This is a genomic window from Pseudomonas crudilactis, from assembly GCF_013433315.1.
Classification (GTDB): Bacteria; Pseudomonadota; Gammaproteobacteria; order Pseudomonadales; family Pseudomonadaceae; genus Aquipseudomonas; species Aquipseudomonas crudilactis.
Map to the genome: position 1 here is coordinate 76687 of NZ_WXVV01000001.1, position 12878 is coordinate 89564.

The 12878-nt window shown below is 58.0% G+C and carries 12 protein-coding genes; 6 read left to right on the forward strand and 6 right to left on the reverse strand.

Going from position 1 to position 12878, the window contains the following annotated elements:
* The first annotated feature begins 41 nt into the window (after positions 1-41).
* The 3 genes from GTU76_RS00330 to GTU76_RS00340 all read left to right on the forward strand — a co-directional run bounded on the left by GTU76_RS00330 (position 42) and on the right by GTU76_RS00340 (position 4025).
* On the forward strand, positions 42-1403 hold the full coding sequence (locus tag GTU76_RS00330) for an MmgE/PrpD family protein (protein WP_180697797.1): 1362 nt from the start codon (positions 42-44) through the stop codon (positions 1401-1403).
* A gap of 94 nt (positions 1404-1497) precedes the next feature.
* Positions 1498-2733, forward strand: coding sequence for an aromatic ring-hydroxylating oxygenase subunit alpha (locus GTU76_RS00335; protein ID WP_016986062.1), 1236 nt, complete (start codon positions 1498-1500; stop codon positions 2731-2733).
* Positions 2734-2873: 140 nt separating this feature from the next.
* Entirely contained in the window at positions 2874-4025 is a 1152-nt protein-coding gene (locus GTU76_RS00340; RefSeq protein ID WP_180697798.1) for an MFS transporter, read from the forward strand.
* A gap of 8 nt (positions 4026-4033) precedes the next feature.
* On the opposite strand, the gene GTU76_RS00345 is transcribed toward GTU76_RS00340, so the two are convergent.
* Positions 4034-4597, reverse strand: a complete 564-nt coding sequence (locus GTU76_RS00345) for a hypothetical protein (protein ID WP_180697799.1) — start codon at positions 4595-4597, stop codon at positions 4034-4036.
* A gap of 18 nt (positions 4598-4615) precedes the next feature.
* Positions 4616-5548 carry a phospholipase C/P1 nuclease family protein gene (locus GTU76_RS00350; RefSeq protein WP_180697800.1) on the reverse strand — a complete coding sequence of 311 codons (933 nt, stop codon included), beginning with the start codon at positions 5546-5548 and terminating at the stop codon, positions 4616-4618.
* Between the two features lie 388 nt (positions 5549-5936).
* On the opposite strand from GTU76_RS00350, the gene GTU76_RS00355 reads away from it, so the two are divergent.
* Positions 5937-7235 carry an MFS transporter gene (locus GTU76_RS00355; RefSeq protein ID WP_016986059.1) on the forward strand — a complete coding sequence of 433 codons (1299 nt, stop codon included), beginning with the start codon at positions 5937-5939 and terminating at the stop codon, positions 7233-7235.
* 42 nt (positions 7236-7277) lie between these two features.
* Here GTU76_RS00355 and GTU76_RS00360 read toward each other — a convergent pair whose 3' ends face one another.
* Positions 7278-8393 (reverse strand): aromatic ring-hydroxylating dioxygenase subunit alpha, encoded by a 1116-nt coding sequence (locus tag GTU76_RS00360; protein ID WP_180697802.1) that lies wholly within the window; start codon positions 8391-8393, stop codon positions 7278-7280.
* 84 nt (positions 8394-8477) lie between these two features.
* Positions 8478-9089: a dTMP kinase gene (locus GTU76_RS00365; RefSeq protein ID WP_116030294.1), complete on the reverse strand. Its 612-nt coding sequence runs from the start codon at positions 9087-9089 to the stop codon at positions 8478-8480.
* 127 nt (positions 9090-9216) lie between these two features.
* On the opposite strand from GTU76_RS00365, the gene GTU76_RS00370 reads away from it, so the two are divergent.
* Complete coding sequence (locus GTU76_RS00370; protein WP_077572885.1) at positions 9217-10350, forward strand: pyridoxal-phosphate-dependent aminotransferase family protein; 1134 nt, start codon at positions 9217-9219, stop codon at positions 10348-10350.
* A gap of 101 nt (positions 10351-10451) precedes the next feature.
* Here the strand turns inward: GTU76_RS00370 and GTU76_RS00375 are convergent, their stop codons facing one another.
* Entirely contained in the window at positions 10452-11147 is a 696-nt protein-coding gene (locus GTU76_RS00375) for a B3/B4 domain-containing protein (protein WP_180697803.1), read from the reverse strand.
* Between the two features lie 157 nt (positions 11148-11304).
* On the opposite strand from GTU76_RS00375, the gene GTU76_RS00380 reads away from it, so the two are divergent.
* Complete coding sequence (locus GTU76_RS00380; RefSeq protein WP_180697804.1) at positions 11305-11907, forward strand: XRE family transcriptional regulator; 603 nt, start codon at positions 11305-11307, stop codon at positions 11905-11907.
* Between the two features lie 38 nt (positions 11908-11945).
* Here GTU76_RS00380 and GTU76_RS00385 read toward each other — a convergent pair whose 3' ends face one another.
* Positions 11946-12860: a LysR substrate-binding domain-containing protein gene (locus GTU76_RS00385; protein ID WP_180697805.1), complete on the reverse strand. Its 915-nt coding sequence runs from the start codon at positions 12858-12860 to the stop codon at positions 11946-11948.
* Positions 12861-12878 lie beyond the last annotated feature (18 nt).

A 12878-nucleotide genomic window follows, 5' to 3' on the forward strand; every position in this document is an offset into this window, starting at 1 on the left:
CCATGATCGGTAAGGCTCAACTCACAGGAAGGGATTGTTGAATGTCACTCTTCGAATTCTGTCGCGACTTTGATTTCTTCGATGCCCCGCTCAAGACTCGTGCAATCGTGCAGGACAGTCTGCTGGATATCGTCGGCGTCATGGCCGGTGCGGCCAGCAATGACACCAGCAGGGCAATGCGGCGTTTTGCCGAACGGCATTACCCGGCGGGCGCTTACAGCAGTCGCCTGATCTTTGCCGGTCAGCGTGTCAACGTACTCGGCGCAGCGTGGGCCGGAGGATTCAGCGCTGACAGCCTCGACGCTCACGAAGGCCACTTCAAATCCAAGGGGCACGCCGGAGCGACTGTTGTTCCCGCCGTGCTCGCCCTCGCCGATGCGCTGCATCATCAGGGTCAGTCAATTAGTGGTCATGAACTGCTCACCGCCCTGTGCATCGGTTATGAAACGGCACTGCGGGCAGGTTCGGCCTTGATGGCGACCTCGCCGACTTATCACGCATCCGGCGGTTTTTCCGCGCTAGGTGTGGTCTGTGCCGGCGCGCGCTTGCTGGGCTTCGATGAACCGACCTTTCGCCATGCCTTGGGCATCGCCGAGTACTTCAGCGCACGCTGCCCGATGATGCGCGTGGTGCAAGCACCGACGATGCTGCGCGATGCCCACGGCGCAGGCGCATTTGCGGGTTTGAACGCGCTGTTCATGGCCCGGGAAGGCATCACCGGTGCACCGGCAGAAACGGTTGAAGACGTCACCGTCGCCGAATACTGGACCGACATTGGTACACGCTGGGAGATCGACAGTCAGTACTTCAAACCCTGGCCGGTCTGCCGTTGGGCGCAACCGGCGCTGACCGCCATGCTCGAACTGCAGCGGGAAAACCCTCAGCTCGATGCCGACTCAATTGAAACTGTACGCGTGGAAACGTTCTACGAGTCGATGTGTTTACAGGGCCATACGCCGAGTGATGCCGACCAGGCGCAGTACGCCTTGGCCTTCCCGCTGGCAGCACTGATTGTCCGGGGCAAGGTCGGTCCGGAGGAAGTCACCGGGGCGGCGATTTTTGCTGAAGATATTCTGGCGTTGAGCCGCCGTATCGAAATCGTCGAAGCCGCCGATATCTCCGCCCGATTCCCCGACGAAATCCTCTCGCGACTGACCATCAACCTGAAAAACGGTGCCGTGTTGGTGAGTCCGGTCACCGCCGCGCGGGGCGATCCCGAAACGGCCCTCAGCGAAGAAGAGCTGGATCATAAATTTGATCTGTTCGCCAGCGGTCTCGGTGTAGAGCGCAGTGCCGAGGTGAAAACAGCGATCAAACACATTGCTCAATCCAGTTGCGCCATTACTGCTTTGGAACTGATTTTTCACGCAGTCCCACCACTCCAGTCAGGCCTGCATCGATAACGCCAACGCATGAATTGCCCACAGCAAATGTCGTTTGTGACGTCAGTCCTGGGCCATATAGGCTGAGAACCATGTCGCCTATGGGAGGATAAAAATGAACAATAAAGAAAGCGTTTTTGACCTGATTGCACAGCGTAAAGCTTGGCACTCGTTGCCCGGCGCTCTTTACAGCAGTGAAAGCGTTTACCGCCAGGATCTTGAGCAGATCTGGCACAAGGACTGGATTTTCGCCGGCCACACCTTTGAAATCACCAAGCCGGGGCAGTATTTCACCCTGCAGATCGGGGACTATCCCGTTGCAGTGGTACGCGGCAAAGACGGAGAAGTTCGGGCGTTCCATAACGCCTGCCGTCACCGTGGCGCAAAAATCTGCGAGGCCGATCACGGCAAAGTGGCGAAGATGGTTTGCCCGTATCACAAGTGGACGTACGAGCTGGATGGCAACCTGTTGTTCGCCGGCAACATGGGCCAGGATTTCGACAAATCCCAATACAGTCTGAAAAGCGTTCACTGCGAGATCGTTGATACCTACATTTATGTCTGCGTGGCCGCCAAGGCCCCGGACTTCGAAGGATTCCGCAAAGCCGTCAGCCCTTTCATCGCGCCACATTACCTTGAAAACTGCAAAGTGGCGTTCGAGTCGAACATCATCGAGAAAGGCAACTGGAAACTGGTCTTCGAAAACAATCGCGAGTGCTATCACTGCGACGGCTCACACCCGGAGCTGCTGCATTCGTTCGTCGATAACCTTTCGGTGGGCGGCGTCAGTGGCGAAGATGATCCAGAGCTGTCGGCCTACTGGTCCAAGTGCGAGAGCGCCGGGTTGCCAAGCCGTCTGGTGATGGATATCAATGGTCAGTTCCGCATGACCCGTATTCCGCTGTCATCCGGTGCCGTCAGTTACACCATGGATGGTAAACCGGCCGTTGCCGGACGCCTGGACAAGACAGCTGAAACGGACATCGGCGCGCTGCTGTACTTCCACTACCCCTCCACCTGGAATCACTTCCTCGGTGACCATGCGTTGAGCTTCCGGGTGCTGCCAATCAGCGCCACCGAAACCTTGGTCACGACCAAATGGCTGGTACCCGACAGCGCAGTGGAAGGCGTGGATTACGATCTCGAACGCCTGACCAAAGTCTGGATTGCCACCAACGATCAGGACCGCACGCTGGTCGAGGGCACCCAGCGTGGCGTGACCTCGCCGTCGTACGAGCCGGGCCCTTATTCGGAAACCGCCGAGACCGGTGTTTGTCAGTTCGATGACTGGTACTGCGCGACCATGATGGAACGGCTCAAAGGCCCCATCCCTTTGAAGTCTGTTGGCTGACCCGTTCTCCTCACCAGTTCCATCCCTCTTCCCTGCCAGCATCCCGACGGATGCTGGCAGGGACTCTTTTGTCCCGAAAAGCTGTTGTTCCGGTTCGTCGCCAAAAAAGCCGGGAGACACCGATAAGGATGTCCGCATCAATGAACGCTTCGACGTCATCCCTGGCAGCTTATGCGAACTACGGCGAGCGCATGTCCACGCGCATCGTATTTTTGATCACCGGCATTGTGATGTCGGCCTGGGCGCCGCTCGTGCCGTTGGTGAAAGCGCGTACCGGGCTGGACGACGGTGGACTGGGCCTGTTGTTGCTGGGATTTGGTATCGGCTCGATCGTCGCCATGCCGTTTGCCGGTTACCTGACCGCACGTTTTGGCTGCCGGCCAGTGATCATCTGCTCAACTCTCGCGTTGTGTTCGGTGCTGCCGATGCTCAGCCATCTGACATGGCTGCCGGGGCTGGCTCTTGCGGTGCTGGGGTTCGGCGCCAGCATGGGCATGCTCGATTGCGCGATCAATATCCAGTCGATCATTGTTGAAAAGAACAGCGGCGAAACCCTGCAATCCGGTTTTCACGGGCTTTACAGCGTCGGCGGTATCGCGGGTGCCGGGGCCATGACGGCGATGCTCAGCCTGGGTCTGGATCCGCTGTTGTCTGTGCTATGTCTGGTAGCGATCATCCTCGCCGCACTGTACAAGGCTGCGCCGAGTTTGCTGCCCTATGGCACCGAGAGAGACGGTCCGTTGTTGGCGCTGCCACGGGGGATCGTGCTGCTGCTGGGCTGCCTGTGCTTCATTGTTTTTTTGACCGAAGGCGCCATGCTCGACTGGAGCGCGGTTTTTCTCGCCTCGCAACGGGCAATGGAACCCAGCTACGCCGGTTTGGGCTATGCGAGTTTCGCCGCGGCGATGACGCTCGGGCGCCTGACCGGAGATGCCATCGTCAGCCGACTGGGGGGCATTCGTGTGGTGGCGCTAGGCGGGATTTGCGCGGCCGCTGGCATGTTGGTTTCGCTGGTGTTCGAGAGTTGGCAGGCGGCATTGCTGGGTTATGCCTTGGTCGGCATCGGCTGCTCGAACATTGTTCCGGTGCTGTTTACTGCGGCGGGTCGACAACAGCGTATGCCGCAGCGCACCGCGATTCCGGCGATCATCTCGATGGGCTACGCCGGCATTCTCATGGGCCCAGCGTTCATCGGCATGGTTGCGCATCTCAGTACGCTGGTGGTCGCGTTGGGTGGCTTGGTTTTTCTGTTGTTGTTTGTCAGTTACGCCGCGAGATTTTTGAAAGCCTGATGCGCTGGTCACAAGCCTTTGGAACATTGATCGGCTTGAAGGAAATCTTTTAGCGAAGCCTGATAAATGGCCAGTGGTCGTTTCTCTGGCTCAAACAGCGCAAACGGAATCATCACGAGGTGTGAAACGGTTGTGGCGCTTACTGAGTAAGTTCTTTGCCTGCAAAAGCCGTTATCTTTATTCAGGGTGAAATCAAACTTGTACAGGTCTGGCCTTGTACACCAACTCGGAATCAAACCAAAACTCAACCCCGTCAAATACTCTTGTGTGCAAGCGCCACCCAATGAAAATTCCGAGACTTTTATTTCCAGTGCAGGGAGGCTTGAGGCTGCAGGGCTGGAGCTGTGATCCTGTGCATTTGGAATCATGTTCTTTGTCAGCGCATAGGCGTCTTTGCCAAGGCGACTGTTTTTCCAAGGAGAGTCTGTTTCGTAACTGAAGCTGGAGATGATTTCCTGGGTTGCGGTTCCAGCGTGCTCGTTGATTGTCGGCACGGTCGCATAGGAGGTACATCCTGAACACAGCATCGCAACACTGACAACAACACATCCATGAGCTATTAAGCGGCGCATTCTAGATTTCAGTCCTAATTATTGATTAGCCATTGCACTGGCGTTTTTCTGGCCTGCTTTGGCCAGCTTCTTTTGCACATAAAAAAGCATCAGCACCGAGTTTCTCTGAGCCTGCCGAGACTGTTGTTCGAACAACGCCACAAGCTGTTCTTCACGCTTGCACCCAGCATTGACATTGCCCTTTGCAAATTCGCAGGTACCGTATTGGCCCCAGCCTTTGCGGGCTTCATCGGTGTCTCGCGCGGGGTAAACCCAATACGCTTTCCATGCACCATCGACGACAGGTTTACCGGCCGCGTCTATCTGCTCTATCGCTTGCAAGGTTGCTGTGGCAGCGGCATCCAGAAAACGTCGAGGGTTGGCATCGGCTTTATCCGCCTCATCACGAAGTGCCTGACACTGTGTGTCAGACAAGTCGAAAACAGGCAGCGCTTCAATGCTCTCGAACTCATCAAACGGATCGGAATGATTGCCCGGCAACTTGGCGTGGTAAGCCGGGATTACATGGCCGGGTACGCTCATGTCCTGTATGTAATGCAAGACTCTTCCTGCCTGCTCGTATACTTCAACCGGGTCGGCGTCAGGCTTCGCCAGCAGCGCGTTCAGCTTTTCAATACGTTTTGAAAAGATCACGTCCAGGCTACGGTTGGCGAACCAGAATGGCTCAAGTTTTTTGTTGCGGTTATAGAAGTGCCAATTGGTAGCGCGCTGAGGGAGCGTCAGCAGGTTTGAATCCTCAGCGTCAGTGCCAATCGCCAATGCCTCGGCCAAATGCTCGGGCAACTTCACCCCCGCGCAGCGCTGATAAGCGTGAGCCGCTTTCAGTGCGTAAACCGAATGCAGGTCGGGGTTGAAGGCGAAGGCCGGGGTTGAAGGGTTGAACAGCAGCGATAGACCAAATGCTGCGAGGTAACGTGTTGCGGCTCTTCGGCCTATTGGGGTGGCTTCCATGCGGTTGATCTCCTGGAACGTGCGTGATTGCTGAACACTGACCGTACGCGAGGCAATTTAGCACTTAGGTGATGGCAAAAAGCTGTTTTTTGCTCAGCCACTCAGGACTGGCATAAATGGCAACACCTGCGTCCTAACGTCGCAGCAAGCAGCTCTTGGCAAATCCTGCACAAGCCTTAGAATCCCGCGCTCTCTTGCAGCCCCCATCGGTGGCTGCCTGCATCACGGTCACAAAAACGTGTTCCTGAATGGCTGGCCACACCTCGCTGACGTGTGTCCGACTCAACCGCCCTGCCCGTTCGGCAGGCATTCGCACCACACATTTTTTCGGCTTGGCAATCGCATGCGCAGAGGCGCACGTTGCGCTGTTCGATCTCTAGAGGTTTTTATGTCTCCGCGTTTGCTGGCCATGGCGCTGGCGCCCCTGCTCGGGCTGTTCATTGTTGCGCTGGGCAACGGTTTCATGTCATCGCTGACCACCCTTCGCCTGGACGCTGCCGGTGCGTCGACCACGATGATCGGTATCGTTTCATCGGCCTACTTCATCGGCCTGACCCTGGGTGCCGTGTTCAATGACCGTTTGATTCTGCGCATCGGCCATATCCGCGCCTACGGCAGCTTTGCCTCGCTGATCGCCGTGACCATCCTGCTGCAGGGATTGTTCTATGACACCTGGGGCTGGTTCGCGCTACGCCTGATCAACGGTTGGGCCACGGTCGGTGTGTTTCTGGTGATCGAAAGCTGGCTGCTGCTGGCGGGCGACGCGAAGATTCGCGGGCGCTTGCTCGCGTTGTACATGATCGTCCTGTACGGCGCCGGTGTACTGGGCCAGGCAGCGCTGGGAAAAATCACCGGGTTGAGCGAGAGCGCACCGTTCATGGTTGCCGGCATGCTCGCTTCGTTTTCGGTGCTGCCGATCGTGATCCTGCCGCGCGTGTCGCCGCTGCTCGATCAGGTCGAGCCGCTCAAGCCACGCCAACTGCTGGGCGTGACGCCGACCGGGCTGGTCGGCTGTTTCGGTTCGGGTGTGACCATCGCGGCAATTTACACCTTGCTGCCGTTGTATCTGCAACGCGCCGGTCTGAATGTCAGTGAAGTCGGCAGCATGATGGCCTGGACGATCCTCGGCGCGATGCTTCTGCAATACCCGGTGGGGCGTTGGTCCGACCGCAAGGATCGCTTGCAGGTGCTGACGATTCTGACGGTGGCGTGCACGGTGTTATCGCTGGTGATCGTGCTGTTGCCGTTGTCCGCGACAATGCTCGCGGTGATGTTGTTTCTGCTCGGTGGCGGTGTGTTTGCGTTGTACCCGGTTGCCGTCAGCCACGCCGCCGACCGCGCCCCGGCCGAAGCCTTGGTGCCGATGATTCAGGGCCTGCTGCTGATCAATTCGCTCGGCTCGGCGATCAGCCCGATGATGATCTCTCCGGTGATGAATTCGTTCGGCGCCAATGGTTTGTTCTGGGTATTTGCGCTGGTCAATCTGTGCATGGTCACCTTCTTCCTGTGGCGCCGTGGCAAACGCCCGGTTCCAGCCAATCCCGCGCCGTTTGCAGCGGCAGCCACGTTCTCGCCGACAGGTGCGGAGCTGCGGGTGACCGAGGACTTGCGTCAGGCGGTGCAGGAGCATCCGCCGATGGTGGATGCACTGAGCGGCGAGCCTTCACCTCAGTGCGAGACGCGCTAAGGGTTGCGCCAGTCTGCGCCAAACGCAGGCTGGCTCGCACCGCTATTCAGATTCGTGGGTGATATCCACGAGCGGAATCGGCTCGATCGCCCAAGCGCGAATTTGTCGACGTTCGGGGCTGGGTATTGCACAGGCCTTGCGTCCGGTGAACGTTCGCGCCAGCCGCTCTTCATCGATGCGCCAGCCGCGCAACTCCAGTGTCTGCACGCCTTTGCGAAAAGCAATCTGCAGCGCATCGGATTTCAACGAAACCTCCTGCTGGAAAGAGTCCGGCACACGTTCGGGCCGGACGTTTTTCAGCACGGCATGATCTTGGTCGAAGATACGGATATTGCTCGCAATGAATCTGCGATCCAGCAGCCGTGAGCGCAGAAACGTTCTGCCCATCATCCACCAGGTGCGGGTGCGATTGGCGTCAATCGGGACATGCGCCGAGACGATGTAGATCCGCCAGCCGTTGGGCAACTCAAGCTCAAGCGTTGTACAAGGGCCGGACAAGTGGAAACCCGGAACGGTGGTCACACTAACAAACTCGGTGGAGGATTTACGCCGCAGCAGCCCTTTGCGTGCTGGCCTGCGCATGAGCATTTGGGCGCTGCCGCTCCACGCATCGCTGTTGACCTCGAACGATTCAATCTCGGGATGATCCGGATCGCCGAAGGTTGAGCCATGGACAAACGGCGCGTGCGCGAAGTCCAGACCGTTTTCAATAATCCGGTCCCAACTGGCCTGCCAGTCAAAGTGGCCCGAGACCACGCGGAGGGCGGGATCGTCGACCCAGTCGAGCGTGGGCAAGGGTGGACGTTCGGACTCAGGCAGATCACCTAAAAATGCCCAGATCCAACCGTATCGCTCCAGCGTCGGGTACGCATCGACGCGGGCCTTGGCGGGAATCAGCAGGTCGGGCTGCGCCGGTATCTGCGTGCAGACGCCATCAGCGCCAAACCGCCAGCCGTGATAGGGACACTGCACGCTGTTGCCGACCTTGCGGCCAGCGGACAGCGAGCCGCCGCGATGCACGCAGATGTCCGAAAGCAGGTGAGCGACCCCCGCGTCATCGCGGAACGCTACGAAGGGTTGTCCGAGCAATCGAACCGGCATCAATCCATCAGTCAACTGGGACGATGGGAGAACGACATACCAGAGGTTTGTGAGCATGGGTGGGGGTTGATCCGTCAGTACAGTTAGCTCAGATCAGAGAAACCTGAAATTCAAATTAAACCAGCGCCTGCACATCGACAATCAGCCAAGCACTTTATAGATCTCTGCAACCACCTGAGTCGTTGCGGCTTCGATGGTTCCTTCGTTACGGCACAACATCCAGCCGTGATCGACAACCGCCTGCTCGAACATCTCGCTACAGGTGACGTGCTCTGCGTGTTTCTGGATCACCGTGCCGCCAAGTCCGCGTGACCGTGCCGTTGCCCTCGCCCATGAAATATCCGGCGCGGTGACAACACCGACATGCAGATCCGGCACGCGCACGCCTCGCTCGATGTTCAACTGCAGAATCTCGGCAAACGGCACGCTATGACGAAATGCGGCATCCGACGGATACCAGCGGTCGATCAGGATGATGCTGTTCAATGGCTGTTTGGGCAGCACCCGCTCAGAAATCCAGCGACGGCTATCCGCAAGGCGCTGACACACCGCCCACTCCAGATCCCGCGAGGGATGTCTGGCGAGTTGGTTGACCAGGGCCATGGTTTCGCCGCGGTATGGATCGCTTTTTCTCTCGCACAGCCGAATGACTTTCTGGTTGTTTGCCCGCAGTGCTGCGGTAACGGCCTCCAGCAGTGTGGTTTTGCCGGTGCCCTTGGGCCCATCCAGAGAAATAAACAGCGGCAGATTCATGATTCACGCAACGATCGAGACAGTGCTGAGCACTCTAACCTCATTTGCGTAATTCAATGAGCTGTTCCCTGCCCTTTGCCTACACTTGCTTGCCAATGATGTTTACCCCTCTGCCAAAGGAGTCACCATGTCCAAGCTCTATCCGAGCATCGATCCCGAGGGATTGGTCGAGTACTCAGTGGTCTACACCGACCGCTCGCTGAACCACATGTCGCAGTCCTTTCAAGGCGTGATGAGGAACATTTCCACGACCCTGAAACAGGTCTACAACGCCGAAGCGGTGGCGGTGGTTCCGGGCAGCGGCACATTCGGCATGGAAGCGGTGGCGCGGCAGTTCGCTACCGACCAGCAATGTCTGGTGATACGCAACGGTTGGTTCAGTTATCGCTGGAGCCAGATCCTTGATATGGGCAATATTCCGGCGGCCACCACGGTGCTCAAAGCCCGGCCGGTCGAGACGGGGCGCCAGGCAGCCTACGCCCCGCTGCCGCTGGACGAAGTGCTGGCCGCCATCGCCGCACAGAAACCGCAGGTGGTCTTCGCGCCCCACGTTGAAACTTCATCCGGGATCCTCCTGCCCGACGACTACCTGCGAGCGGTCGGCGACGCCGTGCATGCGGTGGGCGGTCTGTTTGTGCTGGACTGCATCGCCTCCGGCACGATCTGGGTGGATATGCACAAATGCGCCGTCGACCTGCTGATCAGCGCACCGCAGAAAGGCTGGAGCGCCTCCCCTTGCTGCGCCCTGGTGATGTTCAGTGCTCTGGCACTTGAGCGCATCGAACAGACGCAAAGCAGCAGCTTCGCCTGCGACCTGAAAAAGTGGCTGCAGATCATGCAGGCCTACGAACAGGGCGGACATGCCTATCACGCGACCATGCCCAGCGATTCCCTGGCGCGGTTCAACGATGTGATGAAAGAGACGCAAGCGTACGGGTTCGACAAGGTTCGCGGTGAACAACAGGCGCTGGGCGATCGGGTGCGTGCGCTATTGACCGGCAGAGGTTTCAAAAGCGTCGCCGCAGCCGGCTTTCAGGCGCCTGGCGTGGTGGTGAGCTACACCGATGATGCGGATATCAAGAACGGCAGGAAATTTGCCGAACACGGCCTGCAGATCGCTGCCGGTGTGCCACTGCAATGCGACGAACCGGCCGACTTCCAGACCTTTCGCCTCGGGCTGTTCGGACTGGAGAAGCTGCAGAATATCGAGCGCACGGTCAGCCTGCTGGAGCAGGCACTGGATGAGGTGATGGTTGACTAAGATCCCATATCGTTCCTAACGCTTGAACTCCAGAAGGGCATTCCCGACGTGTGCCCTTCTTCCAGCAAGGCGGTTCATCATTCTGTTCAGTGGTCTATCGACTATTTGGTCCCGGGACCAATCAGCGAGCTTTCAATCTGCACGCCGGGCATCATTTGCTGCAAACCTGCGATCAGCTTGTCCCCTGCCTCAGTCAAGGCTTCAAGCGGCATCGCTGGCAAACTCTCCAGAATGAACCACATGCACTTCGCATCGGCCCCAAGGCGGGTTCTGACACCTTGCCGCCAATTCCAGCGGCGGCAGGTCACGCCTTTGTCATCGCGCCAGACCACTTCACCGGCATCCGGATACTCGACAGCAGGAACGCCCTCTTTCATCGTGTCAAACGGCTCGCTGCCATCGGCGACGACAAGATGCGGAGCGCCTGCATAAGCCTCTATGTTTTCCCCGCCTACCGGAATGGCGTACTCGATACTGATGGCGTTGTAGAGATCGACGATGGGATCGAGGCTCGGCAAGGTCCCGTCACGTAAAACCCTTTTACGCAACGCTTCGGCTGAACAAGGCGTGCGCTGTGGCTTGGCCCCGAACTTTCTGAAGGCGTCGGCCCAGGCGGCAAGGTGAGCGTCTCCCCAGCTTGGACCACCCGCCTGCACAGCCTTGCAAGCATGATCCAGGGCGGCCCGAGCAACTTCAGGACGGGTGAGTAGTGCAGCTTCCACCACAATGCTCAGGGCCCGGAACTCCGGAGCCAGTTCTGCAACGGCTTGATCAATCAACGGCAGTACGGACTGCATAAAAAACCTCGAGGATTCAAATGGTGTTTCATGCTATCTATCGATGACCGATTTAGTCAATATAATGACCACCATGATCCACTTCAGTGGCTGAGTCGATTGACGCCACGATCGTTAAGGGCCGAAAATTCCAGTACTTTTTTCATGAACCTGATCAATGACCATGAATGCCAGTTTGTCGACTACCCCGGGTGCTGATGCTCAAGCCGTCAGCCTGGCCGTCGCACGCACACTCAAACAAGCCCGCAAGGCACAGAAAATTACGCTGGACGAGCTTTCTCGGCGCTCAGGCGTGAGTAAAGGAATGGTCGTCGAAATAGAAAAATGCACCGCGAATCCCAGTATCGGCATTCTTTGCAAAATCGCCGCCGCGCTGGGCCTGTCGGTTGCCGACATAGTCAATGTGACCGAGGCACCCTCTGCCCATATCATCGAAAGCCAGGATATCCCCACGCTCTGGACCGGTGACCTTGGAGGCACTGCGCGACTTCTTGCAGGAACGTCCGGCCCGAACATGATCGAGTTATGGCGCTGGGAAATGCATCCCGGTGAATCGTTCGCTTCACCGGGGCACCCTCAAGGCACGCTTGAACTGTTCCATGTAGAGAAAGGCACGTTGAAATGCATGATCGGGGAAACAGAGCTGATCATTCCGGCCGGGAGTTCGGCAGTAGCGAAAACCGATGTACCTCACTCCTATTCCAACGCGGGCAGATCCAAATTGGTGTTCACCATGTCCGTGACCGAGATACATCAATAGATACCCGGCATTCGGGCACAGGCTTCATGACATAACCGTCAGTAGTTGAAGTCGTGCCCCAGCTCATTCTGCATCCACTCCAGAAATCGCCTGACCCGCGGAAAACCGGCGTGCGCCCTCGGGAACACCAGGTGGTGTGCGGTGATCGGGGCACTCAACCCTGGCGTCACTTCGACTAACGCGCCGCGCGCCATATAATCCTGCGCAAGCAGCGTGCTTTCCAACGCGAACCCAAGACCGTGACTGGCCGCCTCCAATGTCATGTAGGAGCGGTCAAAGCTGAGTGAATAGGGTTTTTCAGGACGCGACAGGCCATGTTGAGCAAACAGCTGCGGCCACTTGATCAGCGTCGCTTCCGACAGGATCAGGTTGCAGTCGAGCAGATCCACGACTGTGCGGATCGGGCGCTGCTGCAGCAGTTTCGGTGACGCCAGAACCGCGATCTTTTCATTGCGCACCGTACGGACTTCGAAACTTGGCCAATTGGGCATGCCGTGACGGATGTCGACATCGATCTTGTCGCGACTGAAATGCAGTGATTCGTAAGAACACGAAAGATTGAGCTGGATGTCGGGATGACTCTGGCGGAACTGTTCCAGCCGCGGCATCAGCCACAGCAGCCCGAAGCTGGGCGACGAGTGCAACCGCAGACAATCGAGGCTGACATCGCTGGCGGCACGCTCTGTCGCCACCGCTAGGCTGTGCAGGATGCCGGACACTTCAGTCAGGTATTGCTCGCCCACTGGCGTCAGTGTCACGCCTCTGGCTGTTCTGAGAAATAGCTGACGCCCGATCATCGCCTCCAGCTTGGCCAACTGGTGACTGACCGCTGACGGGGTCAAGTCCAGCAATTCGGCGGCGCGGGCAACGTTGCCGAAGCGTGCCGTTTGCTCAAAGGCCTGAATGGCTTTCAGGGGTGGCAGGGTCGCAGGTGCATCGCCAGATGAACTCATGATGATTGTTTTTCCGCT

What these genes read in the sequence shown, in the direction of transcription:
- GTU76_RS00330 (WP_180697797.1), top strand. Translation starts at nt 42, where the DNA reads ATGTCACTCTTCGAATTCTGTCGCGACTTTGATTTCTTCGATGCCCCG.
- GTU76_RS00335 (WP_016986062.1), top strand. Translation starts at nt 1,498, where the DNA reads ATGAACAATAAAGAAAGCGTTTTTGACCTGATTGCACAGCGTAAAGCT.
- GTU76_RS00340 (WP_180697798.1), top strand. Translation starts at nt 2,874, where the DNA reads ATGAACGCTTCGACGTCATCCCTGGCAGCTTATGCGAACTACGGCGAG.
- GTU76_RS00345 (WP_180697799.1), bottom strand. Translation starts at nt 4,597, where the DNA reads ATGCGCCGCTTAATAGCTCATGGATGTGTTGTTGTCAGTGTTGCGATG.
- GTU76_RS00350 (WP_180697800.1), bottom strand. Translation starts at nt 5,548, where the DNA reads ATGGAAGCCACCCCAATAGGCCGAAGAGCCGCAACACGTTACCTCGCA.
- GTU76_RS00355 (WP_016986059.1), top strand. Translation starts at nt 5,937, where the DNA reads ATGTCTCCGCGTTTGCTGGCCATGGCGCTGGCGCCCCTGCTCGGGCTG.
- GTU76_RS00360 (WP_180697802.1), bottom strand. Translation starts at nt 8,393, where the DNA reads ATGCTCACAAACCTCTGGTATGTCGTTCTCCCATCGTCCCAGTTGACT.
- GTU76_RS00365 (WP_116030294.1), bottom strand. Translation starts at nt 9,089, where the DNA reads ATGAATCTGCCGCTGTTTATTTCTCTGGATGGGCCCAAGGGCACCGGC.
- GTU76_RS00370 (WP_077572885.1), top strand. Translation starts at nt 9,217, where the DNA reads ATGTCCAAGCTCTATCCGAGCATCGATCCCGAGGGATTGGTCGAGTAC.
- GTU76_RS00375 (WP_180697803.1), bottom strand. Translation starts at nt 11,147, where the DNA reads ATGCAGTCCGTACTGCCGTTGATTGATCAAGCCGTTGCAGAACTGGCT.
- GTU76_RS00380 (WP_180697804.1), top strand. Translation starts at nt 11,305, where the DNA reads ATGACCATGAATGCCAGTTTGTCGACTACCCCGGGTGCTGATGCTCAA.
- GTU76_RS00385 (WP_180697805.1), bottom strand. Translation starts at nt 12,860, where the DNA reads ATGAGTTCATCTGGCGATGCACCTGCGACCCTGCCACCCCTGAAAGCC.